The sequence below is a fragment of the Rhizobium azibense genome, assembly GCF_004342325.1.
Classification (GTDB): domain Bacteria; phylum Pseudomonadota; class Alphaproteobacteria; order Rhizobiales; family Rhizobiaceae; genus Rhizobium; species Rhizobium etli_B.
The window spans coordinates 435,628-457,646 of the sequence record NZ_SMBJ01000005.1; the positions used below are offsets into that span (position 1 = coordinate 435,628).

General features: G+C 61.2%; 30 protein-coding genes. 10 read left to right on the forward strand and 20 right to left on the reverse strand.

The window, feature by feature from the left end:
* Positions 1-32: 32 nt before the first annotated feature.
* The 9 genes from EV130_RS15340 to EV130_RS15380 form a co-directional block, all read right to left on the reverse strand.
* Entirely contained in the window at positions 33-242 is a 210-nt protein-coding gene (locus tag EV130_RS15340; RefSeq protein ID WP_074061485.1) for a hypothetical protein, read from the reverse strand.
* A 96-nt stretch (positions 243-338) separates the two neighbouring features.
* Positions 339-752: a DUF1801 domain-containing protein gene (locus tag EV130_RS15345; protein ID WP_420493348.1), complete on the reverse strand. Its 414-nt coding sequence runs from the start codon at positions 750-752 to the stop codon at positions 339-341.
* 44 nt (positions 753-796) lie between these two features.
* A complete protein-coding gene (locus tag EV130_RS15350; RefSeq protein WP_074063193.1) occupies positions 797-1,264 on the reverse strand; it encodes a DUF1801 domain-containing protein in 468 nt (155 codons plus the stop codon).
* Positions 1,265-1,269: 5 nt separating this feature from the next.
* On the reverse strand, positions 1,270-1,476 hold the full coding sequence (locus EV130_RS15355) for a hypothetical protein (RefSeq protein WP_074061483.1): 207 nt from the start codon (positions 1,474-1,476) through the stop codon (positions 1,270-1,272).
* Positions 1,477-1,518: 42 nt separating this feature from the next.
* A complete protein-coding gene (locus tag EV130_RS15360) occupies positions 1,519-1,950 on the reverse strand; it encodes an SRPBCC family protein (RefSeq protein ID WP_074061482.1) in 432 nt (143 codons plus the stop codon).
* On the reverse strand, positions 1,947-2,270 hold the full coding sequence (locus EV130_RS15365) for an ArsR/SmtB family transcription factor (protein WP_132660732.1): 324 nt from the start codon (positions 2,268-2,270) through the stop codon (positions 1,947-1,949). The genes EV130_RS15360 and EV130_RS15365 overlap by 4 nt, the downstream gene beginning before the upstream one ends.
* A gap of 208 nt (positions 2,271-2,478) precedes the next feature.
* Positions 2,479-3,180, reverse strand: a complete 702-nt coding sequence (locus EV130_RS15370) for a TIGR02281 family clan AA aspartic protease (RefSeq protein ID WP_132660734.1) — start codon at positions 3,178-3,180, stop codon at positions 2,479-2,481.
* On the reverse strand, positions 3,177-3,383 hold the full coding sequence (locus tag EV130_RS15375) for a DUF1289 domain-containing protein (protein WP_132660736.1): 207 nt from the start codon (positions 3,381-3,383) through the stop codon (positions 3,177-3,179). The genes EV130_RS15370 and EV130_RS15375 overlap by 4 nt, the downstream gene beginning before the upstream one ends.
* An 18-nt stretch (positions 3,384-3,401) precedes the next feature.
* Positions 3,402-4,184 carry an adenosylcobinamide-GDP ribazoletransferase gene (locus EV130_RS15380; RefSeq protein ID WP_132660738.1) on the reverse strand — a complete coding sequence of 261 codons (783 nt, stop codon included), beginning with the start codon at positions 4,182-4,184 and terminating at the stop codon, positions 3,402-3,404.
* 155 nt (positions 4,185-4,339) lie between these two features.
* On the opposite strand from EV130_RS15380, the gene cobT reads away from it, so the two are divergent.
* Positions 4,340-5,356: a nicotinate-nucleotide--dimethylbenzimidazole phosphoribosyltransferase gene (gene cobT / locus EV130_RS15385; protein WP_074063192.1), complete on the forward strand. Its 1,017-nt coding sequence runs from the start codon at positions 4,340-4,342 to the stop codon at positions 5,354-5,356.
* A 121-nt stretch (positions 5,357-5,477) separates the two neighbouring features.
* Entirely contained in the window at positions 5,478-5,870 is a 393-nt protein-coding gene (locus tag EV130_RS15390) for a diacylglycerol kinase (protein ID WP_074061477.1), read from the forward strand.
* Positions 5,871-5,881: 11 nt separating this feature from the next.
* On the opposite strand, the gene EV130_RS15395 is transcribed toward EV130_RS15390, so the two are convergent.
* On the reverse strand, positions 5,882-6,358 hold the full coding sequence (locus EV130_RS15395) for a GNAT family N-acetyltransferase (RefSeq protein ID WP_074061476.1): 477 nt from the start codon (positions 6,356-6,358) through the stop codon (positions 5,882-5,884).
* Positions 6,359-6,395: 37 nt separating this feature from the next.
* Entirely contained in the window at positions 6,396-7,931 is a 1,536-nt protein-coding gene (locus tag EV130_RS15400) for a sensor histidine kinase (protein WP_074063191.1), read from the reverse strand.
* Positions 7,932-8,036: 105 nt separating this feature from the next.
* On the opposite strand from EV130_RS15400, the gene EV130_RS15405 reads away from it, so the two are divergent.
* From EV130_RS15405 to EV130_RS15415, 3 genes are all read left to right on the forward strand, one after another.
* Positions 8,037-8,564 (forward strand): thermonuclease family protein, encoded by a 528-nt coding sequence (locus EV130_RS15405; RefSeq protein WP_074061475.1) that lies wholly within the window; start codon positions 8,037-8,039, stop codon positions 8,562-8,564.
* Positions 8,565-8,574: 10 nt separating this feature from the next.
* Positions 8,575-9,204, forward strand: coding sequence for a uracil-DNA glycosylase family protein (locus EV130_RS15410; protein WP_132660787.1), 630 nt, complete (start codon positions 8,575-8,577; stop codon positions 9,202-9,204).
* A gap of 68 nt (positions 9,205-9,272) precedes the next feature.
* Entirely contained in the window at positions 9,273-9,761 is a 489-nt protein-coding gene (locus EV130_RS15415) for an Lrp/AsnC family transcriptional regulator (RefSeq protein WP_074061474.1), read from the forward strand.
* 319 nt (positions 9,762-10,080) lie between these two features.
* Here the strand turns inward: EV130_RS15415 and EV130_RS15420 are convergent, their stop codons facing one another.
* Both EV130_RS15420 and EV130_RS15425 read right to left on the reverse strand, forming a co-directional pair.
* Positions 10,081-10,764: a DNA alkylation repair protein gene (locus tag EV130_RS15420; RefSeq protein ID WP_074061473.1), complete on the reverse strand. Its 684-nt coding sequence runs from the start codon at positions 10,762-10,764 to the stop codon at positions 10,081-10,083.
* Positions 10,761-11,630: an NAD(P)-dependent oxidoreductase gene (locus tag EV130_RS15425; protein ID WP_074061472.1), complete on the reverse strand. Its 870-nt coding sequence runs from the start codon at positions 11,628-11,630 to the stop codon at positions 10,761-10,763. Before EV130_RS15425 ends, EV130_RS15420 begins: the two co-directional genes overlap by 4 nt.
* 269 nt (positions 11,631-11,899) lie before the next feature.
* Here EV130_RS15425 and EV130_RS15430 point away from each other — a divergent pair, with 269 nt between their 5' ends.
* The 4 genes from EV130_RS15430 to EV130_RS15445 are packed head-to-tail and all read left to right on the forward strand — an operon-like array spanning position 11,900 to position 15,754.
* The gene (locus tag EV130_RS15430; RefSeq protein ID WP_132660740.1) at positions 11,900-12,865 is read left to right on the forward strand and encodes an aliphatic sulfonate ABC transporter substrate-binding protein; all 966 of its coding nucleotides are present in this window, start codon (positions 11,900-11,902) and stop codon (positions 12,863-12,865) included.
* 35 nt (positions 12,866-12,900) lie between these two features.
* Positions 12,901-14,076: an FMNH2-dependent alkanesulfonate monooxygenase gene (gene ssuD, locus EV130_RS15435; protein ID WP_074061470.1), complete on the forward strand. Its 1,176-nt coding sequence runs from the start codon at positions 12,901-12,903 to the stop codon at positions 14,074-14,076.
* A gap of 30 nt (positions 14,077-14,106) precedes the next feature.
* Positions 14,107-14,973: an ABC transporter permease subunit gene (locus EV130_RS15440; RefSeq protein ID WP_074061469.1), complete on the forward strand. Its 867-nt coding sequence runs from the start codon at positions 14,107-14,109 to the stop codon at positions 14,971-14,973.
* On the forward strand, positions 14,954-15,754 hold the full coding sequence (locus tag EV130_RS15445) for an ATP-binding cassette domain-containing protein (protein WP_132660742.1): 801 nt from the start codon (positions 14,954-14,956) through the stop codon (positions 15,752-15,754). Before EV130_RS15440 ends, EV130_RS15445 begins: the two co-directional genes overlap by 20 nt.
* An 11-nt stretch (positions 15,755-15,765) precedes the next feature.
* Here EV130_RS15445 and EV130_RS15450 read toward each other — a convergent pair whose 3' ends face one another.
* The 3 genes from EV130_RS15450 to EV130_RS15460 all read right to left on the reverse strand — a co-directional run bounded on the left by EV130_RS15450 (position 15,766) and on the right by EV130_RS15460 (position 17,902).
* Positions 15,766-16,047, reverse strand: coding sequence for an ArsR/SmtB family transcription factor (locus EV130_RS15450; RefSeq protein ID WP_074061467.1), 282 nt, complete (start codon positions 16,045-16,047; stop codon positions 15,766-15,768).
* Positions 16,044-16,736, reverse strand: a complete 693-nt coding sequence (locus EV130_RS15455) for a glutathione S-transferase family protein (RefSeq protein ID WP_132660744.1) — start codon at positions 16,734-16,736, stop codon at positions 16,044-16,046. The genes EV130_RS15450 and EV130_RS15455 overlap by 4 nt, the downstream gene beginning before the upstream one ends.
* Positions 16,737-17,089: 353 nt before the next feature.
* Positions 17,090-17,902 (reverse strand): class I SAM-dependent methyltransferase, encoded by an 813-nt coding sequence (locus EV130_RS15460; RefSeq protein WP_132660789.1) that lies wholly within the window; start codon positions 17,900-17,902, stop codon positions 17,090-17,092.
* A 123-nt stretch (positions 17,903-18,025) separates the two neighbouring features.
* Between EV130_RS15460 and EV130_RS15465 the strand changes: the two genes are divergently transcribed.
* Entirely contained in the window at positions 18,026-18,751 is a 726-nt protein-coding gene (locus EV130_RS15465; protein WP_074061465.1) for a DUF2270 domain-containing protein, read from the forward strand.
* A gap of 5 nt (positions 18,752-18,756) precedes the next feature.
* On the opposite strand, the gene EV130_RS15470 is transcribed toward EV130_RS15465, so the two are convergent.
* The 4 genes from EV130_RS15470 to EV130_RS15485 all read right to left on the reverse strand — a co-directional run bounded on the left by EV130_RS15470 (position 18,757) and on the right by EV130_RS15485 (position 21,700).
* The gene (locus EV130_RS15470) at positions 18,757-19,023 is read right to left on the reverse strand and encodes an usg protein (protein WP_074061464.1); all 267 of its coding nucleotides are present in this window, start codon (positions 19,021-19,023) and stop codon (positions 18,757-18,759) included.
* A 159-nt stretch (positions 19,024-19,182) separates the two neighbouring features.
* Positions 19,183-20,013 carry an ABC transporter permease gene (locus EV130_RS15475; RefSeq protein ID WP_074061463.1) on the reverse strand — a complete coding sequence of 277 codons (831 nt, stop codon included), beginning with the start codon at positions 20,011-20,013 and terminating at the stop codon, positions 19,183-19,185.
* Positions 20,010-20,813, reverse strand: a complete 804-nt coding sequence (locus tag EV130_RS15480; RefSeq protein WP_074061462.1) for an ABC transporter permease — start codon at positions 20,811-20,813, stop codon at positions 20,010-20,012. Before EV130_RS15480 ends, EV130_RS15475 begins: the two co-directional genes overlap by 4 nt.
* A 113-nt stretch (positions 20,814-20,926) precedes the next feature.
* On the reverse strand, positions 20,927-21,700 hold the full coding sequence (locus EV130_RS15485; RefSeq protein WP_074061461.1) for an ABC transporter substrate-binding protein: 774 nt from the start codon (positions 21,698-21,700) through the stop codon (positions 20,927-20,929).
* Positions 21,701-22,019: the final 319 nt, after the last annotated feature.

The window sequence follows — 22,019 nt, forward strand, 5'->3', positions numbered from 1 at the left end:
ACCTGCCTCCCGCCCCTGAATGTGGCGGGCGATCAGATCCTATTGATTGTTGGCAGGAAGGATACGACCTGCCTGCGGTGGGCGGCATCCAGGGTATCTATGCGGTCTTTCCAGAACTGTGCGGCCTCGGGCGTATCTTTTTCCCAGCAGCGGGTGGACACGATGTTATCGTCGATCACCGCTCGGCGATGGCCGCCAAGGCGCAGATATTCGTCCGCGAGTTGCTTCGAGGGATTTTCCATGGCCAGCGCCTCCTTTCAATCCTTTCAACCCGGATGCGCGACGCAATGTTCCATGGGTTGAAGAATATAGAGCTGGGCGCCGAGCTGCGCTGCTCCTCAGGCACGCTTTGATCTGTCCTGCGAGGTGTTCAGTGCCACGGCGGCGCGAATGAGCGCCTTGAAGGCTTCTTCGTCGATCACGTCGCTCTCATGGAAATCGATGGCACGCCTCGTGTTGCCTTCGAGACTGGAGTTGAAGAGACCTGAAGGATCCTCCAATGAGGCGCCCTTGGCGAAGGTCAGCTTCACAGCGTTCTTGTAGGTCTCGCCGGTGCAGATGATGCCGGCGTGGTTCCACACGGGAACCCCCAACATGTTCGAGGGCTTTCTCCATTTTACCTCCTCGACCACCTCGGTGTCGGCCTCCTTGATGAGGCTTCGGAGCCTGGCGAGCGTCTTGCCCCGCCAATCGCCTAGCGCGGCTACTTTCGCATCGATCAGCTGAGACGGAGAGGCTTCTGCTTCCTTCATGGCGTTCTTCTTCATGTGGTTGTCGCTTTCATCATAATGGTCGCTTACAGTCGTTCGCCGGGCAGCCGGCTGGCTTGCTCCACCCAATCGGCGAACTGAGATTCGTCGAGTTCGCCCTCATGGATGTCGAGATAGCGCACGTCCTTGTGCTTGGATCGGCCGGGGGGAAGAGGGCGCAGCAATGCCCCGCGGAAGAACGTCACTTTCACGTATTTCGTGAAGCAATGAAAGCTGAGGAACCAGACATGGTCCTCGACACCATAGAAGGGCGAGTTCCATTTGACCGCCTTGCGCACGCCAGGGACTGTGCGCTCGATGAGCGCGTCCAGACGTCGCCCGACGTCGCTCTTCCAGCCCGGCATGGCCGCGATGTAGGCCTGCACGGGGGCCTCGCCGTAACCCTTGGCGATCTGGGGGTTGCCGCCTGAGAGAAGGACTGGTTCTGTGGAGGGCGGTTTGGCAGTGGCCCCGTTTGCGGCCGTCGCCGACTTCCTGTCCGTCTTGCGGTCCATGTTGCTCATGCCTCCCGCCACTTCGCGACATAAGGCCGCACGAACATGTAAAGTCCCGTGAGCATGAGCAAGAATAGCGGCAGCAGTGGCGAGTAGACGATCCAGCTGCGGGGCTCTTCCGATCCCATAGCGACGAAGTTGGCGACGACGGTCGCCGCAAAGGCGATGGACAGCCAGCGGTGGAACTGCCGAATCCAATGACTCCAGTTCAATGGAACCTCCTTTGAGTATCAGCCGAAGGGCAAGGCGCGACCTCAGTCTGCCCGCGACAAGACCTGTTCCAGGTTTGCGAAGAACTGCTGCCACCCTGCCTTTGCACCCCCGTACGCCTGCTTCTGATCCGGCCGGAAGCCCGACTGCTCCATGCGCAGATGGGTGCCCGTGTCGGTTGGGGTGAGCGTGAAGGTCACAACGCTCTGCAGATTATAGGCCGCATCGTTGTGTGCAAAGTTCCAGGTGTAGGACAGCGTTCTGTTCGGCTCCACGGCGAGGACCTCGCAGTCCAGCACGCCGCCCCAGTCTCCGCGAAGATTGAAACGGTGCCCTATATCTGGCTTGAAGTCGTTCGTCATGAGCCACTCCTTAATCAGGTGTGGCTGCGTGAGCGCGCGCCAGATCTTTTCCGGCGGAAAGGGAATCTCCCGTTCGACGATGACGGAAAGCGTTTGGGTCGCGGCTTTGTTCATTGATCCATCCTTTTGAGCAGATCTTCGAGATCGTTGAACCGGCTCTGCCAGAAACCCGCCATCTGGCTTGTCCAGTCGATCAGCGGGGCGAGGGCTGCAAGCTGCGCGCTGTAGTGCGTGTGGCGGCCTTCGTGGCGGTCGCGTACCAGCCCCGCCTGCTTCAGGACTCCCAGATGCTTTGAGACGACCGGCTGGGAGACCCCGGCCCGGGCCGTCAAGGCCCCGACCGTCTTTTCTCCTTCGCGGCACAGCCGCTCGAAGAGAGCCCGCCGGGTCGGGTCGGCGAGCGTTCTGAAGAGCATATCGGGATCGTTCGACATTTGGATCCATACTCCGCTGGCTATGGATTGACGTATAGTCATGTAGGTATGAGTGAGTCAAGGCAAAATCGGTATGGAACAGGGACGTGCATTGTCAAAGGGGCAACTTAATATACCCCGTAGGCTATGCATGGTGCAATTATTGTCATCGATGACGCTTTACCGCTGCGATGTGGCGAAGCGGGTGGTGGTGCTCCAATTGCACAACCTAGTCGCGCATTCTCAGTTCATCCGTCTGCATCTGCAGGGAACCCAGCGTTTGGAGAAAGCTCATGCCGAGCAGGCTCTTGTCGAGTGCGCCGTCTTCGGCGACGCTGGCGGCGACGTCGGTGCGCACGATGGGGCCGATGGCGATGCGGTCGAGCGTCACGGGGGCGGCGCGTGCTCGGCCGTTCGCCGTCATGACGGTCATCGAATAGGTGAGATTTTCGGGGATGATGCCGATGCGCTCTGCGTCCGTATGCGACAAGGCCACCATGCTGGCGCCGGTATCGACAAGCATCGGGATCGTCCGGCCGTTGACCGAAACGTCGGCCTCGAAATGGCCGTTCAGCAGCTTGTGCAGGATGACCTCGTTGCTGCCATCGCTGGTGGTGACGACGACGGCCCGGCCGGGCACGAGACCGGCTAGAAGGCGGTTGCCGACGCCCAACAGGTCCTGGCGGTAGAGATAGACCGTTGCCAGGGCCAGGATGATGACCAGCCAGATCATCAGGTTGCGCATGGTTTCGCCGGCGCTGCGGCGGCTTGCCCAAATGCCGGCAGACAGCATCAGCACGATCGGCAGGAGATAGACCATGCGCCCGAAGTCGTCGATGTTCATGCCGAGCACGCGATCGCTGTCATGGTTGTAGACGAGCACCGCAAGCCCGATCCCGAGGATCAGAAGGAAGAGCCCGAGCCGGTTCATGAACGATGGTCCGGCATTGCGGCCGCCTCGCGGATCGGGACCGCCGGTTCGCAGAGGCGCGCGGCAAGGACAGTCGTGATGCGCTGCCTTTCTTCATCCGAAAAGGACATCCAGTTGCCGATCTCCTGAAGCGTGCGGCCGCAACCCGTACAAAAGCCGGTAGCGGGATCGATTGAGCATACGTGGATGCAGGGCGTTTGCATGAGCGGAATATCGTGATTTCACAAGGCCGTGGCAAGGGCGCAGAAGGCTGCGATTTCGGAAATCTGCTGCGCGGCGCCGAGCGTGTCGCCCGTATGTCCGGCAAGATTGCGGCGCATATAGAGCGTGAAGGCGATGACGGCGATGCCCGTTGCAAGCAGGCTGCAGACAAGCGCCAGCAGGCCGAGCGCCGGCCAGACGAGAAGGGCCGAAAAGAGGCAGGCGGACACCAGCGCGACATGCATTGCGCTTTCGCCGGGTTGGCCCGAGGAGGCGGCGATGCCATCCGTCTTTGCCGGCGGCAGACGGTGCCAGTGCCAGACGAGCGCGGCACGGCTGAGGCAACCGCCCGCGGGGATGGCGAAGGCGGCGGCAAGCGGGGCGACCTCGCGGGCGATGGCAGCAAGCGCTGCGGCGCGAAGTGCCAGCGAGAAGACGAGGGCAATCGCGCCGTAGCTGCCGATGCGGCTGTCCTTCATGATCGCCAGCGCGTGGGCGCGGTCACGTCCGCCGCCGATGCCGTCGGCAGTGTCGGATAGCCCGTCTTCGTGCAGTGCGCCGGTGATGAGCGTCTGGACGGCGAGTGCGACGAACGCCGCCATCAGACGGTCGGCGCGCAGGCCAAGGAGAATGAGAAAGACGAGGGCCGGAAGAAGCCCGATCAAAATGCCGGCGAGCGGGAAGGCGCGCACCGTGCGGGTGAGCTTGCCGTCGTCTGCGGAAAAAACCCATTGCGGCACGGGAAGCCTGCTCAGAAAAGCGACGGCGCGGGCAGTGTCGAGCGCATAGGCCTTGATGTTCATGTCTCCAACTTCATGCATGAAAAGTGCGACGCTTTGGGAGTTGTGAGGCCTGCCCGCTGCCTTTATTAGAGTCGCGACGACAGAAGCCGATTTGCCTGCAAAACACAAGTTGGCCGGGGTCTTTGGACAGAAGCAAATATAAGGAAGCCGAATTCATGAGCGTTTCAGGCCTGCCGTTCGACGATTTCCGCGCGCTGCTGCGCGATCTGCCGGGACCGGATACCCGGTCGCTGGTGGCAGCGCGCGAGCGCGACGCGCAGCTGACGAAGCCGCCGGGCGCACTCGGGCGGCTCGAGGAGATCGCCTTCTGGCTGGCGGCCTGGACGGGCAGGGCGCCTGCCGTCAACCGGCCGCTGGTTGCGATCTTCGCCGGCAATCACGGCGTGGCGAAACAGGGCATCACGCCCTTTCCGCCGGCCGTGACGCAGCAGATGGTGGAAAATTTCGCCGCCGGCGGTGCGGCGATCAACCAGATTTGCGTCGCCTACGATCTCGGGCTGAAGGTCTTCGATCTGGCGCTCGACTTTCCGACCGGTGACATCACCGAAGAGGCAGCACTTTCCGAGCGCGATTGCGCGGCAACCATGGCCTTCGGCATGGAGGCGATTGCGGGCGGCACGGACCTGCTGTGCATCGGCGAGATGGGCATCGGCAACACGACCATCGCTGCGGCGATCAACTACGCGCTTTACGGCGGCTCGGCGCGCGACTGGGTCGGCCCCGGAACCGGTTCCGAGGGCGAGATGCTGGAGCGCAAGGTGGCAGCCGTCGAGCGCGCGATCGAATTGCACCGCGACCACCTGAACGATCCGCTGGAAATCATGCGCCGCCTGGGCGGCCGCGAGATTGCGGCAATGGCCGGCGCCATTCTTGCTGCGCGCGTCGAAAAGATACCTGTGCTGATCGACGGTTATGTGGCGACGGCGGCAGGCGCCATCCTGCAGGCGGCCAATCCGTCGGCTCTCGATCACTGCCTGATCGGCCATGTCTCAGCCGAACCGGGGCATCTCAGGGCAATCGAGATGCTCGGCAAAACACCGCTTCTGGCGCTCGGCATGCGGCTTGGCGAGGGAACGGGTGCGGCACTTGCCGCCGGCATCGTAAAGGCCGCCGCGGCCTGCCATTCCGGAATGGCCACATTCTCGCAGGCAGGCGTTGCCAACAAACACTGAGCTCTGGAGCGTCGTGTCAGACGATGGCGGGTGCTTGCGGCGGAAGCCTCGAACCGGTATTCGCATTTTGACCCATGGACGGCGGCTGCGGCCGCCGCCGACTTAACGACGAGGACGTGCATTGACCAAACCTGCCATAGGCAAACAGACGGGTGTGAGCCATTTCTTCGCTGCCGCCGTCTATTCCTGGGCGGGCTTCCAGCGCCTGATCAAGGAATCGGCCTTCCGGCAGGAACTGGTCTTTGCCGCGGTTTCGCTGATCCTGCTTGCCGCCGTCGGTGCATCGCCGTGGGAAATGATGATTGCCGTCGTGCTGTTTCTGGTGCTCTTCGCCGTCGAGGCGCTGAATACGGCGATCGAGGAGGTGATCGACCGCATCTCGCCGGAAATCTCGATGGTCGGCAAACATGCCAAGGATCTTGGCTCCTTTGCCGTCCTGTGCGCGATTGCCGCCTGCGGGCTCTATCTTCTCGTCACGATCGGCGCGCACCTCATTGAAATCGTCCTTTCCTGACGCAGATGGCATCAGGATTTTTCTCCGATCGCTTTCTCGAAAAACAGGCTGATCGGTGACGGCTTATAGGTGCCGAAGGGGCCGCGCTCCCTGTATCCGGCCGAACGATACAGTTTTTGTCCATCCGTATTCCTGATACCAACTTCCATTTGGATAAGACGAATTCCTTTGGACATGGCCGCTGCTTCTGCGGCTTGCAACAGTGCTCTTCCAACACCCTGCTGTCTGAACCTCTGGTCTACGATCATCCGCTTGAGCTCCGCCGTGCCATCATGATCGTCGAAGAGCGCGCAGCATCCTACTGCGGTAAGGTTGGCAATGCGTGCGACAAAGACTGAAATATGTGGTGCGGACAAGGTTTGCGGATCGAGAGGCCGGCGATACTGTCCGGGATAGAGCGAAGCTGCAACCGCATCGGACAGCAAGAGAAGCGAGGCCACGTCATCTTGCCGCGGGTTTTCTTGCCTGACGTTCAACTTCGTTTGCACCGGTCTGCCACCCTGGTTTCGTGCAGGTTTGCCAAGATCAGGCGAAGCTCTTGCGCTTGCGGGAAACGGGCTGCGCCTCCTCGACGGCCGGCAGGCTCTGCAGCACGCGCTTGGCGGGCAGAATGGCGATCACTTCGGTGCCTTCGCGCAGCTTTGATTTCAGGACGAACTGGCCGTCATGCTTGGCAAGGATCGCCTGGACGATCGGCAGGCCGAGGCCGGTACCCTGTTCGGCGCTCTTAATGGCGATCGATCCCTGGCCGAAGGCGGAGAGAACGACGGGTATTTCGTCCTCGGGGATGCCAGGGCCATTGTCCTTGATGGAGATGTACTGGCCGCCGCCTGCCGTCCATCCGACCTTGACATGGATTTCACCGGCCTGCGGCGTGAACTTCACTGCGTTTGAAAGCAGGTTCAGCACAACCTGGCGCAACGACTTCTCGTCAGCCCAGACCGACGGCAGCTCCCGTTCGAACTGCTGGGTGATGGAAATGTTCTTGCCCCTGGCACGCAGCTGCACCATGCCGATGCAATCTTCCGCGATGTCAAGGAGCGAGATCGCTTCTTCGATGAGTTCGTATTTTCCGGCCTCGATGCGCGACAGGTCGAGGATCTCGTTGATAAGGTTCAGCAGATGCTGGCCTGAACGGTGGATGTCGTTGGTATACTCCTTGTAGGTCGGGTTGTTCAGCGGGCCCATGACCTCGGCCGACATCACCTCGGAGAAGCCGAGGATGGCATTCAGCGGCGTGCGCAGCTCATGGGACATGGAGGCGAGGAAGCGCGACTTGGCAAGGTTTGCCTCTTCCGCGCGCCGACGCGCCTCGTCGGACATGGATTTGGCGACTTCGAGCTCGGCGATCAAGTCGTCCTTTTCCGACTGGAAGGAGAGGATCTTGAGGTTCGACTGGAAGAGGCGGTCGCTGATGTAGTTGAAGAAAATGACGGTCGTCGTGAAAACGGCAGCCAGGCTCAGCTCAAGCAGGTCGCGCGAGACGCCGGCCTTTGCAGCGAGTGCCACGACGGAGGGCGCGAAGGCAACGAGCACGGCGGGCGTCAGCATGAAATTCGACATTGCCGTAACGGAAAGCGCGATGAGAAGCGTTGCGCCCTTGAACAGGATGAAGCCGGCAGGATCGCAGGCGTCGCACTGTTGAAGCGCGAAGACGGCCCAGCAGCTGCCGATCATCAGCTGGCCGAAAAGCAAGATGCGGCGCCATTTGCGCGCCGAGTCCGGCGACATCTCCTTTTTGCGGGCGCGGCGCACGAGATAGATGTTTGCTGCGTAGGCAGTCAGCGTCAGTACCGACCAGAGCAAGATTTGTGTGTTGCCGGTGAAATAGATGCCGAGTACCGCAACGATGATGACGAAGAGCGGCATGATCGACGCGCCCTGGATGAAGGCGCTCATATACATCCTGAGCGCATCGCGATCGAAGGCGGCGGCGGAGGAATGGCCCGATTGCAGACGCTCGCGCGTCTGCCGCACAGCCCGGGAGACAGGCTTGTTGCGGTGACTGCGGGATTTGTCGACGATAATCTTATCGGTCGATGTGCTGACGCCGGTACTCATGTGCACAATGATACTTGATCCGCGGATGGTTCCACCGTAACCCGCAATTCTTAAGAAGTTGTTTGCCATTTTTGCCAACGGTTTGTTTTTCAAGGAGGCGAAAGCGTGGCGCGTGGTTTTAAATCGATACGCGACGGTGTCACCGCTTTGGCAATTCTTGCGCTGATCTGGCTGTTTGCCGCAAAGCTCGACGACCGGCCCGATACCCTGCATTCCGGCAGGTTTCATGCGGCAGACGGTGACAGCCTGACGGCCGGTGCCGAACGCATGCGGCTGAAGGGCATCGATGCGCCGGAGCTCCACCAGAGCTGCGAGCGCGGCGGAAAGCGCTGGGCTTGCGGCCGGGCGGCAAAAGAGGCATTGCAGGCTCTGGTGTCCGAACGTGATACCCGATGCGGCGGCGCCGGACGAGACCACTATGACCGATTGCTCGTCGTCTGCCGGAGCGGCGGCATCGATCTCAACGCAGAGATGGTGGCCAGAGGCATGGCTGTCTCCAATGGCGATTACGAGCGGGAAGAGGCGAGGGCGCGGGCGCAAAGGGCCGGTCTCTGGGCGGGGGCATTCAAGCGTCCGCGCGACGTGCGCGACCATGAGCGCAGGCAATCAGGATTAGAGGATGCCAGGCGGTGACGGGATGGCAGTGACGGGCGAAGCGGCGCTTGCGGCGCTGTACAGCGAAATTGCGCGCTGTCGCATCTGCCGCGATCGCCCATTGCGGGGCGACGATCGGCTACCGCACGAGCCGCGGCCGGTCGTCGTGATGTCGTCCACCGCGCGCATCCTGATTGCAGGCCAGGCGCCGGGGCTCAGGGTGCATGAAAGCGGCATTCCCTTCAACGATGCCTCCGGAGACCGTTTGCGCGGCTGGCTGCAGGTGGACCGCGAGACATTCTACGACGCAAAGCGGTTCGCGATCGTGCCGATGGGCTTCTGTTTTCCGGGCTATGACGCCAAGGGCAGCGACCTGCCGCCGCGGCGGGAATGCGCGCCGCTTTGGCGCCAGAGAGTGATCGATCGGATGGCGCAGATCGAGCTGGTTCTCACCGTGGGTCAATATGCCCAGGCGTGGCATTTGAGCGGATTGCGCAAGCCGAACATGACCGAAACGGTAAAGGCGTGGCGCGAGACGCTGTTTTCAAACCGCAGTCCGGCGGTCTTGCCGCTGCCGCATCCAAGCTGGCGCAACAGCGGCTGGCTGAAGCGCAATCCCTGGTTCGAAGCAGAACTGCTCCCGGTGCTGCGGGACAGAGTAAAATTCCTCATATCCTGAAACAAAATTCTTCTCTGGCACCGGAATCGCGTTATATAGAGAAAATAATTCGAAAAGGGCTTTCGCATATGGACCGTCTCGACCGCAAGATATTGCGTCTTTTGCAAGAAGATTCGACTTTGGCTGTTGCCGATCTCGCCAAGAAGGTCGGCCTTTCGACAACGCCGTGCTGGCGCCGTATCCAGAAGATGGAAGAGGACGGCGTGATCAAGCGCCGCGTCGCCATCCTCGACCCCGAGAAGGTCAACACGAAGGTCACGGTTTTCGTCTCGATCCGCACCGCGACGCATTCGATCGAGTGGCTGAGGCGTTTTTCCGAAGTGGTCTCGGACTTTCCCGAAGTTGTCGAATTCTACCGCATGAGCGGCGACGTCGATTACCTGCTGCGCGTGGTCGTGCCGGATATCGCCGCCTATGACGCCTTCTATAAGCGGCTGATCGCCAAGATCGAAATCCGCGACGTTTCTTCTGCCTTCGCCATGGAGCAGATCAAGTATTCGACGCAGCTGCCGCTTGATTACATGGTCCTGGACAATGCAAAGTCCAGCGAGGATTGAAGTCCAGCCATTCCGCGGGAAGGGCAAGCATGGCACCTGCCGCTCATCAACGCGGTCAGGTAGCCGCACCGGCAACGTTGCCTTTTGAGCCGTCGTTGCCCGCACGTCATGCCTGGCATCGTAACTGGCCTGAGGTGCGCCCAATTGCTTGGGCGCACAGGATCCTCGAATATCCTTCAGTCATTCACGGCGCAGTTGCCTCGGGGCTCCATTCCTGTGACAGGTAAAAGAGCGAGGGAAATTGGTGGCAATGATGCGGCAGATAGCCAACGCCGCGCGTGCTGTTGCATTCGCCCATCCTCGCACTGGCGGCTGGCTCCTACTTCAATTTCCCCATCACCTTCTCATTGGTCAGCTCCCTGACGGCGTCCTTGCCGATCCAGCGGGCGATTTTATCGGGGTGTACGGCCAGGCGTTCGGCAAGGGCCAGCGCCGGGGCGTGGCAGTAGCGGCTGCGCTTGCCGATGTTGCGAAGCGCCCAGTTGACGGCTTTGCGCACGAAGTTGCGCGGGTCGGCAGAATGCGACTCGATCAGGGGAAGCCAGGCGAGGAGAGCTTCGTCCGGGTCCTGCTTGCGGTGGACAGCAGCGCCGGCGATCATGGCAAAGGCGGTGCGGCGGACGAATTCACCTTCGTCGGCGGCAAACTGGAAAATCAAGTCATCCAGCCTCGCCTCGACGAAGAGATCTGCGGCGCAATCGACAATTTCCCAGGAGTTGAGATCCTTCACCCAGCGGCAGGCGTCCGCGCGCGTAAGCTTCTTCGGCTCGGCCGTGTAGAGCGCCAGCATGCGTGCCTCGCGAATTTCGCTTAGCCAGAGCTGTCGAGCGCGGGCGTGGTCCTTCTTCGCAAGGCGGGCGATTTTCTTGAGGTCGGGATTGGAAATGCCGAGCGCGGTGCCGGTGACGATGCCGAAGCGGGTCATGCCGGTAATTTTCTCTTCCGAGCGCAGTGTCTGCAGATGTGCGATCAGCTCGGCTGCGCTCGCGCCGGGGCCGATCATTTTTCCAGACGCGCCAAAAGGGAGGACGTATCCCAGCGGTTGCCGCCGATCGCCTGGACGTCGCCGTAGAATTGATCGACGAGGGCGGTGAGAGGCAGTTTCGCGCCGTTGGCGCGTGCTTCGGTGAGCACGATGGCGAGATCCTTGCGCATCCAGTCGACGGCGAAACCGAAATCGTATTTACCCTGGTTCATGGTCTTGTGGCGGTTCTCCATCTGCCAGGAGCCGGCGGCACCCTTGGAGATGACATCGACAACCTTCTCGATGTCGAGGCCGGCACGCTTGCCGAAATGGATGCCTTCTGCGAGCCCTTGGACGATCCCGGCGATGCAGATCTGGTTGATCATCTTGGTGAGCTGGCCGGAGCCTGCAGGACCCATGAGGCCGACCATGCGGGCATAGGCGTCGATGACCGGCCTTGCCCTTTCGAAGACGACTTCATCGCCGCCGCACATGACGGTGAGCACGCCGTTTTCCGCACCCGCCTGGCCGCCGGAAACCGGTGCGTCAATGAAATCGCTGCCTTTTGCCTTGGCGGCATCGTAAAGCTCGCGGGCGACTTCGGCGCTGGCGGTGGTGTTGTCGATGAGCACGGCGCCCTTCTTCATGCCTTCCAAGACGCCGCCCTTGCTGATGGTGACCGAACGCAGGTCGTCGTCATTTCCGACGCAGGTGAAGACGAAGTCGGCATCTGCTGCTGCTTCGGCAGGGGTTGCGGCAAATTTGCCCGCGAACCTGGTGGCCCAGTCCGCAGCCTTGGATGCCGTGCGGTTATAGACGGTGACATCGTGGCCGCCCTTCGTCTTCAAGTGACCTGCCATGGGGTAGCCCATGACGCCGAGACCGATGAACGCGACTTTTGCCATATGCCAGATCCTTCTCCTGAATTTGGGGCATGATTAGCCGAAAGTGCTACGGCAGGAAAGCCAGGTGACGCCGGTGCGTTTGCCATTCGCATTCTCGGAAGGGGCTTTGGAATAAAATTTCGCTGATCGAGCACATTGCGGTCAGGAAAACCGCCCGGGTGCCAAAAGTTACAAATTAAATTGTCGATTAAATATATAGACATTATCATTATGCACTCATCGCAACGACCGGCAGAACCAGGGATGCTGCCGCAGCAAAGGGGATTGCCATGATTTCTCGACGCCAGACGCTCGGACTTATCGGTGCTGCTGCTGCAACTGCCGTTCTGCCGGCCATCAGACCCGCACGCGCGACAGCCACAGACTTTCGGATCGGCTGGCAGAAGAACGGCGTGCTTGCGCTCGCCAAGCGCCGCGGGGCGCTCGAGAGCCGACTTGCCGATCGTGGCATCACGGTTAGCTGGTCAGAATTCACATCCGGCCCGCCGCTGCTCGAAGCGCTCGGTGCCGGTGCGCTGGACTTTGGCGCAACTGGCGATGTGCCGCCGCTCTTTGCGCAGGCTGCCGGCGGCCATCTCTATTATGTCGGCACCTATCGCGGCAGCCCGGCAGGTTCGGCGATCCTCGTGCGCAAGGGCTCTCCGATCAAGTCTCTCGAAGACCTGAAGGGCAAGAAGGTGGCGTTCAAGCGCGGTTCCAGCGCGCATAACGTTGCGGTGAAGGTCTTACGCAAGGCAGGGTTGACACTCGATGATGTCCAGCCGCTGGACCTGGCGCCGCCGGATGCGGCCCCTGCTTTCAGGAACGGCAGCATCGATGCCTGGTCGATCTGGGATCCTTACCTTGCGATCGCCGAAGCCGATCCGGAGACCCGTATCCTGACGACGGCCGAGGGCATCGTTGCCTCCTACAGCTATTTCCTCGCCAACCAGGACTTCACCGATGCCAACGGTCAGGTCGTCGTCGACGTGATCGACGAACTCGCCAGGGTCGGCACGTCGGCACAGGGCAAGCTCGACGATACGGTCAGGGAGCTTTCCGAAATCACCGGCGTGCCGGCCGAGGTGACCCGCGTGGCGCTGTCGCGGCCGGGCGCCGATCTCGGTGCTGTAACGACCATCACCGACGATGCGGCTGCCTACCAGCAGGCGCTTGCCGATGAATTCTACGAGCTCGGCATCGTGCCGAAGCAGTTGACCATCGGCGACATCGTCTGGCGGCCAAAGGCGAGCTGATATCTGTCCGGTTTTTCAATGGAGATTTCCGACCCATGAGCGCTTCATCCAAGCCAATCGATTTCCTGTGGTTCATCCCGACCTCTGGCGACGGGACATATCTCGGCTCCGGCGAACTGACGCGCGCCCCGGATATCGGCTATATGACGCAGATCGCGCAGGCCGCCGACCGGCTCGGCTATTCCGGCGTGCTTCTGCCGACGGGCGTTGCCTGCGAGGAGTCCTTCGTGACGGCCGCAGCCCTTTCGGCCAAGACCGAGAAATTGAGATTCCTCGTCGCGATCCGTCCCGGTACAGCCTCGCCCGCCTATTATGCGCGGTTGACGACAACACTCGACCGCATCTCGAACGGCCGCGTGCTGCTCAACATCGTCGTCGGTGGCAGCCCCGGCGAGCTTGCCGGAGACGGGATCCATCTGGAGCATGACGAGCGCTATCGGCACGCCGAGGAATTCTTCAGCCTCTGGGAAGAGCTGCTGGAAAAGGGTGTCGCGAGCCTCGACGGAAAATACATCAGGGCAACCAACGCTCGGCTCGGTTTTCCGTCCGTCCAGAACCCGCGCCCGCCGCTCTATTTCGGCGGCTCGTCGGATGCCGGAATCGATTTTGCGGTGAACCGCGTCGACAAGTATCTAACCTGGGGCGAGCCGCCGGCACAGGTCGGCGAGAAGATCGAGCGGGTGCGAGCCGCCGCCGCCAAGAAAGGCCGTGAGGTGAGTTTCGGCATCCGACTGCACTTCATCGTCCGCGAAACGGACGAGGAAGCATGGGCGGCGGCCGACCGGCTGATCTCAAAGCTCGACGATGCGACGATCGAGGAAGCGCAGCAGCGTTTCGCCAAGGAGTCCGACTCCGTCGGCCAGGCGCGCATGGCGGCCCTTCACGGCGGCCGACGGGACAAGCTCGAGGTCTCGCCAAACCTCTGGGCCGGTGTCGGCCTCGTGCGCGCCGGTGCCGGGACAGCACTGGTCGGCTCGCCAAAGACTGTCGCCGCGCGGCTTCGCGAATATCAGGATCTCGGCATCGAGACGGTGATCGGCTCCGGTTATCCGCATCTGGAAGAGGCCTACCGCGTCGCCGAACTGCTGTTTCCCGAACTCGGGCTAGAGCGTGAGGAGCAGCGCCACGGCCTCAGAAGCGATTTCGGCCATCACCGGGTCTTCGGTGGCGGCAGCCACGATGGCAACCTGAAGGTCGTTTCCGGCTCCTGATTTCAAAAGCACGCAAAGAGAGAAGAAAGCATGTCGGTTTTCGAAACGCCGTTCACGCGAGCGATTGCCGGGCAAGAGAGCAGCAAGGCGTCCTCTCGCCTCTCGCTTCCAAGCCGCGAGGCGCTGCTGCCCTATCTGGTACCGTTCACGATCATTCTCGCCTGGCAGGCGGCGTCTTCGGCAGGGCTTCTTTCCTCACGCCTCATGCCGTCACCGGCGGATGTGGCTGTCGCCTTCTGGTCGACCTCGCTATCGGGGCAGTTGCCGCATGACGTTGTCGTCAGTGCCGGGCGGGCTTTCGCCGGTCTCATCGTCGGCGGGTCGATCGGCTTCCTGCTCGGCATTGCAAATGGCGTTTCGAAGATTTCCGAGCAGCTGACGGATACGACATTGCAGATGCTGCGCACAATTCCGCATCTGGCGATGATCCCGCTTGTCATTTTATGGTTCGGGATCGGCGAGGAATCGAAGCTTTTCCTCACTTCGCTCGGCGTGCTGTTCCCGGTCTATCTCAATACCTATCATGGCGTGCGCAACGTCGACCGCGACCTGATCGAGATGGGCAGGGTCTACGGCATGGGCGGCTGGAGGCTGTTTCGCATGGTGATCTTTCCCGGCGCGCTTCCCTCGATCTTCGTCGGCCTGCGCTATGCGCTCGGCATCATGTGGCTGACGCTGATCGTTTCGGAATCGATCGCCGCGTCTTCCGGCATCGGCCACATGGCGAACAATGCGCGCGAGTTCATGATGACGGATGTCGTGGTGCTGGCGCTGGTGATCTATGCCGTGCTCGGCAAACTGGCGGACGTCGTGGCGCGGGCGCTGGAGCGGCGGGCGCTTCGCTGGAACCCGGTCTATCAGGAACAGGAGAGGGGCAATGGCCGTCATCACGCATGAGCGCTGCCAGGGGGCTGCTGGGCCGGAATTCGGGACGGAAGCGGCCTTTTTGCAAGCCGGTGCCGCTTCGATCACGCTCAGCGCCGTTGAGAAGAGTTTCAGCGGCAACCGGGTTTTACGCGGCATCAACCTGTTCATTCCGGCGGGCCAGTTCGTCGCGGTCATCGGCAAGAGCGGCTGTGGCAAGAGCACGCTGCTCCGCATCCTGATGGGGCTGGATCAGCCGACGGCCGGTGAGTTGCGCTTCGAAGATACCGCAGGTAACGAGCCGAATGCGCGCATCGTCTTTCAGGAGCCGCGCCTGCTGCCGTGGCTGAACGTGGCGGAGAATGTCGCCGTTGGGCTTGGCGACAAGGTGGAGACGCGGTTGGCACTGGCGGAAGCGGCGGTGGTGCTGTGCGAAGTGCAGCTTGCCGAGAAGGCGCAGGAATGGCCGTCACGGCTTTCCGGCGGCCAGCGGCAGCGCGTTGCGCTGGCCCGGGCGCTGGTAAGCAGGCCCGGCGTGCTGGCGCTTGACGAACCGCTCGGCGCATTGGATGCGCTGACGCGCATCAGCATGCAGGAACTCCTCAATCGCGTCTGGCGCGAACTCGGCTTCACCGCTGTACTGGTGACGCATGACGTTAGCGAGGCGGTGCACCTGGCCGACCGGGTGATCGTGCTCGATGAGGGTCGGATCGCGCTTGATCTGGCGATCCCTTTTGCGCATCCGCGCAGGCACGGCAATGCCGAACTCGCCGAACTGGAGGCCAAGCTGCTTTCGGCGATCCTCGGAAGGTAGCGCGCGTTGGATCAGCTTTGTCGGTTTCGCTCGCAGATCCAGCGATCGAGATGGCCAAGCGCCTCCTGCTGCAGGCGGTAGGTGCGGACGCGGCCGGCCTTTTCCGACAGCACGAGGCCGCTCGATTCCAGCACGTTCAGATGCTTCATCACTGTCGGCAGCTTCATGGAAAGAGGCCTTGCCAGCTCCATGACGGAGGCAGGGCCGCGGCCGAGGCGATCGACCATGCCGCGGCGGCTGCGGTCGGACAAAGCGTGAAACATCCGGTCGAGGACGGCAGGTTCCATGGTCATTGCGAGGGCATTTCGCTGCGGATGCGCTCGGGGAGCTGGTGACTGTAGGGGTAGAACCTGAAGTAGGGCAGTGCCTCCTTCAATACCCGTTCAAAGGACGGCCGCTCGAGCAGGCGCTCGTAATAGGCCCGCAGTTTCGGCTGGTCGTCACCGAAGGGAACGAGCGTTTCGGCATAGAAGAGGGCAGGTGCGGCAGCGCAATCGGCCATCGTGAAGCTGTCGCCGGCAATCCATTGGTTGCTGCCGAGCTGCTGCTCGATCATGCCGTAGGCCGTTGCGTGCGTGTTGCGTGCCTCTTCCACGCCATGCGGATCCTTGCTGCCCTGCGGCCGCAGCGTATCGGTGACGATCTTTTGCATCGGCGCCTGCACATAGAGATCGAAGAAGCGGTCCCAGAGGCGGACGCGAAGCGCCCGGTCGATATCGTCCGGCAACAGGCGGACAGGACCGGGGTAGTGTCGGTCGAGATATTCGATGATGATGCTCGTCTCGGGGATCGTGCTGTCCAGCGCCTCGTCGCGCAGGACAGGCATCTTGCCGACCGGCCAAAAGCGGAAAAGCTCGGCGCTCGATGTTTCATCGGCCAGGTCGACGGTGCGGTTTTCGAAATGCGTGCCGTTCTCGTAAAGCGCGATCAACACCTTGTGGCAGAAGGAGGCGAGTGGATGTCCGTAAAGAACGAGCGACATGGTCGAGCCTTTCAGTCGTCTGAAAGTTTGCTGAACGGCTAAGTATCAGGTTACAGGACGTGCCGCAAGGGATGGTTTCCTGATTGCGTAAGTCTCCGATGCAGCGGGCGGTTCGTTATTTCCTCCGTCGCTCAGGCAGGGTTCACAGCAACTGGGGCCGGGCCGAAGCAAGCTGGTTCCCGTTCCCGACCGCATCCCAGCCGATTTATGAGGAGGGGAAGTCGTCCTTTCTTCCTGAGAAATATGGCGGTCGCACTTGGTGATCAAAGAAACTGCTGACCTGCGCTCCAGGTGCGTCGCAACGGCGGTCTCCGACCTGGGCCAGCCTGAGCCGTTGGCTCGAAGACCGTGCCTCAACCGGCCAACCGTGCAATGACCAGATGTCCCGGGCTGGGCCGACCTTCCTGCATGCGGACGTTGATTTCGCTCATCTCCACAAGATCGAAGCCGGTCGCAGTCAGGCGGTCGCGGATATAGGCTTCGGCGTGCAGAAAGCGCTGGTGCGGGCCGACGGCGTAAAGGCGGCCGTCGGTCGGCGGGAGCGTCTCGGATGAGAAGATGAAGAGGCCGCCGGGCGTCAGGTTTTCAGCGGCGCCGAAAAAGAGCGGCTCCAGGGCGCCGAGATAGGGCAGCACGTCGGTCGCTGTGATGAGGTCGAAGGCGTCTTCGTCGTTGTCGTCGAGGAAGTCCTCGACCTCGGCGACGAAGAGGGTCTCGTATATATCCTTTTCATGGGCGATCTCGACCATGTTTTCGGAAATATCGATGCCCGTCATCTCCTCGCACAGGTCGCGCAGCGTGCCGCCCGTGAGCCCCGTGCCGCAGCCGAGGTCGAGCATGCGCCTGAAGGGGCCGAGCTTCAGTTCCTGCAGGCGCTGGCGGACCAACATGGGGACGTGGTAGCTGAGCTGCTCGACAAGAACGTCCTCGAAAACTTCGGCATGCTGGTCGAAAAGGGTTTCGACGTAGGCATCCGGCGCCCTGACCGGCGTCTCGCCGCGGCCCAGCGATGCGATGCGGACGGCGGCACCGCCGTGGTCTTCCGGGTCGATCGCCAGCACCTCCTCATAGGCCTTCACGGCAGCATCGATGTCACCGGCCTTTTCGAGACGAAGGGCGCGATTATAAGCTTCCGCAAGCGCTTCCTCGTCGATCTTCTTTGCCATTGCCGTCACCACCTTTTCGAGTTCAGTCAAGCCTGTAAGGCGCCTCGGTGCCTTTTGCAATGGCGGCCTTTGAGGCGCAGAATGTAAATGGAGACCTCAATAAGAAGGACAGGGAGGAATGCCATGACGACCGACATCAGCAAGCCCGGCCTTGACGAGAGCGCCCGGAAGGAGGCGACGCCGCCGCTGCCGCTGACCCCGGTCGAAATCACCAATACCCTGGCGCACTATTATCGCGGCGAACTCGGACGCATGACGAGTTGGCGCGATCGCATCGACCGGACGTCGAACTGGGCGATCACGGTGGTCGCGGCATTGCTCTCACTCTCGCTGTCGACGCCGACTGCCCATCATGGCGTGCTTCTCTTCGGAATAATGCTGATCTCGCTGCTCTTGCTCATCGAGGCGAGGCGCTATCGGTTCTTCGATATCTACCGCGCCCGCGTCCGGCAGGTCGAAAAAAACTATTTCGCGCAGATCCTGTCGCCGGAGGCAAATTCCGCGCGCGATTGGGGTCCGGTGGTCGCAAGCAGCCTGCGCAAGCCGAAGTTCCTGCTGACCTACGCAGACGCCGTCCAGCGGCGGCTGCGGCGCAACTACAGCTGGATGTATCTCATCATGCTGCTTGCCTGGGCGCTGAAAATCACGACGCCGAAACTGCAGACCGAGGGCAGCGCACTGGCACAGACGCATTCCTGGACCTATGTGATCGACAATGCCGTGCTCGGGCCGCTTCCAGGGCTCGTGGTCATTGCCCTCGTGGTGGCCTTCTATCTCGCCATCCTCTATGGCGTGTTACGCCGGGAACCCGACAAAGGCGAGTTCATTCATGGCGAAGCACACGTCTGACGACCTCAATGCAGGATGAACTCGCCTTTCAGGGCGCGCCATTCCGTCGCCGAAATCAGCTTGCGGTGGATGTAGCGCACCGAATGCAGCGGGCCGTCCAGTTTCTCCTGCCAGAATTTCAGAAAGCCGCGCATTTCGGGAAATTCCGGAGCAAGATCGTATTCCTGCCAGATGTAGGTCTGGAGGATCGCCGGGTGATCCGGCAGGTGGTAGAGGATGTGGGCGGTTGTCAGCCCGTATCCCTGAAGCTGCTTTTCGAAGTCCTTGTTCATCTCAGCCTCGCTTTCGTTCCCATGCCACGTTTGTGAACATGATTTGAAATGGAAACACGCGTCGGTTAACCGAAGCTTGACAGATGCGGGAAGAAAAGGCTATTTGTTTTTGATTTCAATGACTTGGCAGCGCTCATATGGGAGTGCTGCCAAGCGTCGTCAGCGCTTCAGATGCCGTGTCAGGCGGCGCTCGATCCAGTTCCAGAAATGTCGAAGCGCCTCAACCATCGAAAGATAGAAGATCGCAGCCCAGAGATAGGTCTGGTAGTCGAAGGTGCGCGAAAAGGCGTAGCGGGTTTCGCCCATCAGATCGAGCACTGTGATGATGGCGACGACGGCAGAGCCCTTGATCAGCAGGATGATTTCATTGCCGTAGGGGCGCAGCGCCACGATGAGCGCCTGCGGCAGAACGATCTTGCGGAAGGCGACGGCCTTGTGAATGCCGAGTGCTGAGGCTGCCTCGTGTTGGCCGCGCGGCACACTTTCGATGGCGCCGCGCAGGATTTCGGCCTGATAGGCGGCGGTATTGAGCGTCATCGAGAAGAGACCGCAATACCAGGCGTCGCGGAAGAACCACCACAGACCGGCGGCTTCGAGATGCGCGCGAAAGCCGCCGAGGCCGTAGTAGATCAGAAAGAGCTGTGCCAGGAGCGGCGTGCCGCGGAAGACGTAGACGTAACAATAGGCAAGCGTGCTGATGATCCTGTTCTTCGACATGCGCGCGAAGGCGAGCGGCAGGGAAAGTGCCGCGCCGAAGATCACGGAGATCGTCACCAGGATGATCGTCGTCATCAGTCCGTGCAGGTAGCGCGGACCGTAGCGCGCGAACTTGTCCACGTCCCAGCCGGCGATCACCATGTAGATCAGGCTTGCGGCAAGCAGCGCCCACAGCAGGACGAGGAGCGAGCCGACGACGCGCGTGCCCGTTATCGGCTTGACGATTTCCTTCGGCGCCGGCTGCGGCGGAATGAGGGTTTGCGCATAGCTCATCGGCGGGCCTCGGAGCGCTTGGCCCAGCGTTCGATATAGCTGAGGCCGATCGACGAGATGATCGCAAGCGCGAGGTAAAGTCCGCAGGCGATGATGTAGAAGAAGAAAGCCTGCTTGGTGACTCGGACGGCAACGCCGGTCTGGCGCAAGATGTCGGCAAGGCCGATGATCGAGACGTATGAGGTGTCCTTGAGCAGGATCATCCACAGGTTCGTGAGGCCGGGCAGGGCAATGCGGACCAACTGTGGCAGCACGATCAGGCCAAGCGTGCGGCCATGATGAAGGCCAAGCGCATAGCCGGCTTCGTACTGGCCCCTCGGTATGGCGCGGAAGGCCGACAGCAGCACTTCCGCGCAATAGGCCGAAAAGACCACCGAGAGCGCGATCATGCCGGCGACGAAGGCGTTGATCTCCACCCGCTGCTCGTAGCCGAAGGAGGTGAGCACCGACTGTATCAGGATCTGAAGGCCGTAGTAGATGATGAAGAGGGTCAGGAGTTCGGGCAGGCCGCGGAAGATCGTGGTATAGATGCCCGATGCAACGCGCACCGACCTTTCTTCCGATTGCTGGCCCAGCGCGACAAAGAAGCCGATGATGAGGCCGACGGGAAGCGTCAAAAGCGCCACGCTCACGGTGGTCTTCAGGCCGAGCGCGATTTCGTCGCCCCAGCCTGCATTGCCACAGGCGAGAATGGTCGATTGCCCGAACCAGGTGAAAACGCCGGAAGGTCCGCAGAGCGGATCAAAGATATATCCTATCCAGGCCCAGAACGAGCCCGGCGCGGAAAACAATCCGCCCATGCCAACTTTCCCCTCACGGCTTATGCCGTTTTGATCTTTCCATGGTTGTCAAACAAAAATGGCGGAAGAGCAAGCCTTCCGCCATCATCTTTGCCGGTCAGTTACAAGTTTTCTTATTCGCCGTAAACGTCGAAGTCGAAGTACTTGTCCTGAATTTCCTTGTACTTGCCGCTGGCGCGGATCGCTGCGATCGCGGTGTTCAGCTTGTCCTTGAGCGGGTCGCCCTGGCGCACGGCAATGCCAGCGCCTTCGCCGTTGATTTCCTTGTCGACGGGAAGTGTCGTCAGGATCTTGCAGCAGGCGCCGGCTTCCGACTTGATCCATTCGGAGAGAACGACGACGTCGTCGATGGCGGCGTCGATACGGCCGCTGGAAATGTCGAGCTTATACTCGTCGGCGGTCGGGTAAAGCTTGAGCTCCGTGTCGGCAAGGTGCTTTTCGGCGTAGTTGGCGTGCGTCGTCGAGGTCTGTGCGCCGATCGTCTTGCCTTTCAGGCCGGCGACATCGGTGATCGTCGAGTCCTTCGGCACGGCGACGGCCGGCGGCGTGTTGTAGTACTTGTTGGTGAAGTCGACGAGCTTCAGACGCTCCGGCGTGATCGACATGGATGAAACGATCATATCGAACTTCTTGGCCTGCAGCGCCGGAATGATGCCGTCCCAGTCGGTGCTGACGAAGGTGCATTCGGCCTTCATTTCAGCGCAGAGCGCCTTGGCGATGTCGATGTCGAAGCCCTTGATCTCGCCGCTGGCGTCAACGAATTCGAAGGGCGGGTAGGTCGAGTCGGTGCCGATCACGTACTTCTCGCCGTCGGCCATTGCCGAGCCTGCGAAAAGCGACAGCGCTGCGAGTGAAGCAGCTGCGAGAAAGCGGGTGGAGATACGCATGAGGATCCTCTCTGTTGGTTGGCCGCTGCGTCTTCTTCTTATCCGCCAGCGACCTGAATGCGGCGGGCACGAGGCACACGCCTTGGCGCGATAATCAAACCTTTTTTTTGGAAATTGCAACTGGAATCGCAGCCAAATGGTGCGGCGAAAACTGTGGCAAAGATGAACGGGACCGAACCGCTTCATTCATACCGGGTTAATAAGCGGCTTCCTAAAACAGCGGGAACAAATCCGGATTTGGACGATTTCGATCCTGAATCCGCCCACAGACGTCGGGACGCCCTGCGGGTGTGCCAAGGCTCAACAAGAAGATGAGGAA

What these genes read in the sequence shown, in the direction of transcription:
- EV130_RS15340 (WP_074061485.1), bottom strand. Translation starts at nt 242, where the DNA reads ATGGAAAATCCCTCGAAGCAACTCGCGGACGAATATCTGCGCCTTGGC.
- EV130_RS15345 (WP_420493348.1), bottom strand. Translation starts at nt 752, where the DNA reads ATGAAGGAAGCAGAAGCCTCTCCGTCTCAGCTGATCGATGCGAAAGTA.
- EV130_RS15350 (WP_074063193.1), bottom strand. Translation starts at nt 1,264, where the DNA reads ATGGACCGCAAGACGGACAGGAAGTCGGCGACGGCCGCAAACGGGGCC.
- EV130_RS15360 (WP_074061482.1), bottom strand. Translation starts at nt 1,950, where the DNA reads ATGAACAAAGCCGCGACCCAAACGCTTTCCGTCATCGTCGAACGGGAG.
- EV130_RS15365 (WP_132660732.1), bottom strand. Translation starts at nt 2,270, where the DNA reads ATGTCGAACGATCCCGATATGCTCTTCAGAACGCTCGCCGACCCGACC.
- EV130_RS15370 (WP_132660734.1), bottom strand. Translation starts at nt 3,180, where the DNA reads ATGAACCGGCTCGGGCTCTTCCTTCTGATCCTCGGGATCGGGCTTGCG.
- EV130_RS15375 (WP_132660736.1), bottom strand. Translation starts at nt 3,383, where the DNA reads ATGCAAACGCCCTGCATCCACGTATGCTCAATCGATCCCGCTACCGGC.
- EV130_RS15380 (WP_132660738.1), bottom strand. Translation starts at nt 4,184, where the DNA reads ATGAACATCAAGGCCTATGCGCTCGACACTGCCCGCGCCGTCGCTTTT.
- cobT (WP_074063192.1), top strand. Translation starts at nt 4,340, where the DNA reads ATGAGCGTTTCAGGCCTGCCGTTCGACGATTTCCGCGCGCTGCTGCGC.
- EV130_RS15400 (WP_074063191.1), bottom strand. Translation starts at nt 7,931, where the DNA reads ATGAGTACCGGCGTCAGCACATCGACCGATAAGATTATCGTCGACAAA.
- EV130_RS15415 (WP_074061474.1), top strand. Translation starts at nt 9,273, where the DNA reads ATGGACCGTCTCGACCGCAAGATATTGCGTCTTTTGCAAGAAGATTCG.
- EV130_RS15420 (WP_074061473.1), bottom strand. Translation starts at nt 10,764, where the DNA reads ATGATCGGCCCCGGCGCGAGCGCAGCCGAGCTGATCGCACATCTGCAG.
- EV130_RS15425 (WP_074061472.1), bottom strand. Translation starts at nt 11,630, where the DNA reads ATGGCAAAAGTCGCGTTCATCGGTCTCGGCGTCATGGGCTACCCCATG.
- EV130_RS15430 (WP_132660740.1), top strand. Translation starts at nt 11,900, where the DNA reads ATGATTTCTCGACGCCAGACGCTCGGACTTATCGGTGCTGCTGCTGCA.
- ssuD (WP_074061470.1), top strand. Translation starts at nt 12,901, where the DNA reads ATGAGCGCTTCATCCAAGCCAATCGATTTCCTGTGGTTCATCCCGACC.
- EV130_RS15440 (WP_074061469.1), top strand. Translation starts at nt 14,107, where the DNA reads ATGTCGGTTTTCGAAACGCCGTTCACGCGAGCGATTGCCGGGCAAGAG.
- EV130_RS15445 (WP_132660742.1), top strand. Translation starts at nt 14,954, where the DNA reads ATGGCCGTCATCACGCATGAGCGCTGCCAGGGGGCTGCTGGGCCGGAA.
- EV130_RS15450 (WP_074061467.1), bottom strand. Translation starts at nt 16,047, where the DNA reads ATGACCATGGAACCTGCCGTCCTCGACCGGATGTTTCACGCTTTGTCC.
- EV130_RS15455 (WP_132660744.1), bottom strand. Translation starts at nt 16,736, where the DNA reads ATGTCGCTCGTTCTTTACGGACATCCACTCGCCTCCTTCTGCCACAAG.
- EV130_RS15460 (WP_132660789.1), bottom strand. Translation starts at nt 17,902, where the DNA reads ATGGCAAAGAAGATCGACGAGGAAGCGCTTGCGGAAGCTTATAATCGC.
- EV130_RS15465 (WP_074061465.1), top strand. Translation starts at nt 18,026, where the DNA reads ATGACGACCGACATCAGCAAGCCCGGCCTTGACGAGAGCGCCCGGAAG.
- EV130_RS15470 (WP_074061464.1), bottom strand. Translation starts at nt 19,023, where the DNA reads ATGAACAAGGACTTCGAAAAGCAGCTTCAGGGATACGGGCTGACAACC.
- EV130_RS15475 (WP_074061463.1), bottom strand. Translation starts at nt 20,013, where the DNA reads ATGAGCTATGCGCAAACCCTCATTCCGCCGCAGCCGGCGCCGAAGGAA.
- EV130_RS15480 (WP_074061462.1), bottom strand. Translation starts at nt 20,813, where the DNA reads ATGGGCGGATTGTTTTCCGCGCCGGGCTCGTTCTGGGCCTGGATAGGA.
- EV130_RS15485 (WP_074061461.1), bottom strand. Translation starts at nt 21,700, where the DNA reads ATGCGTATCTCCACCCGCTTTCTCGCAGCTGCTTCACTCGCAGCGCTG.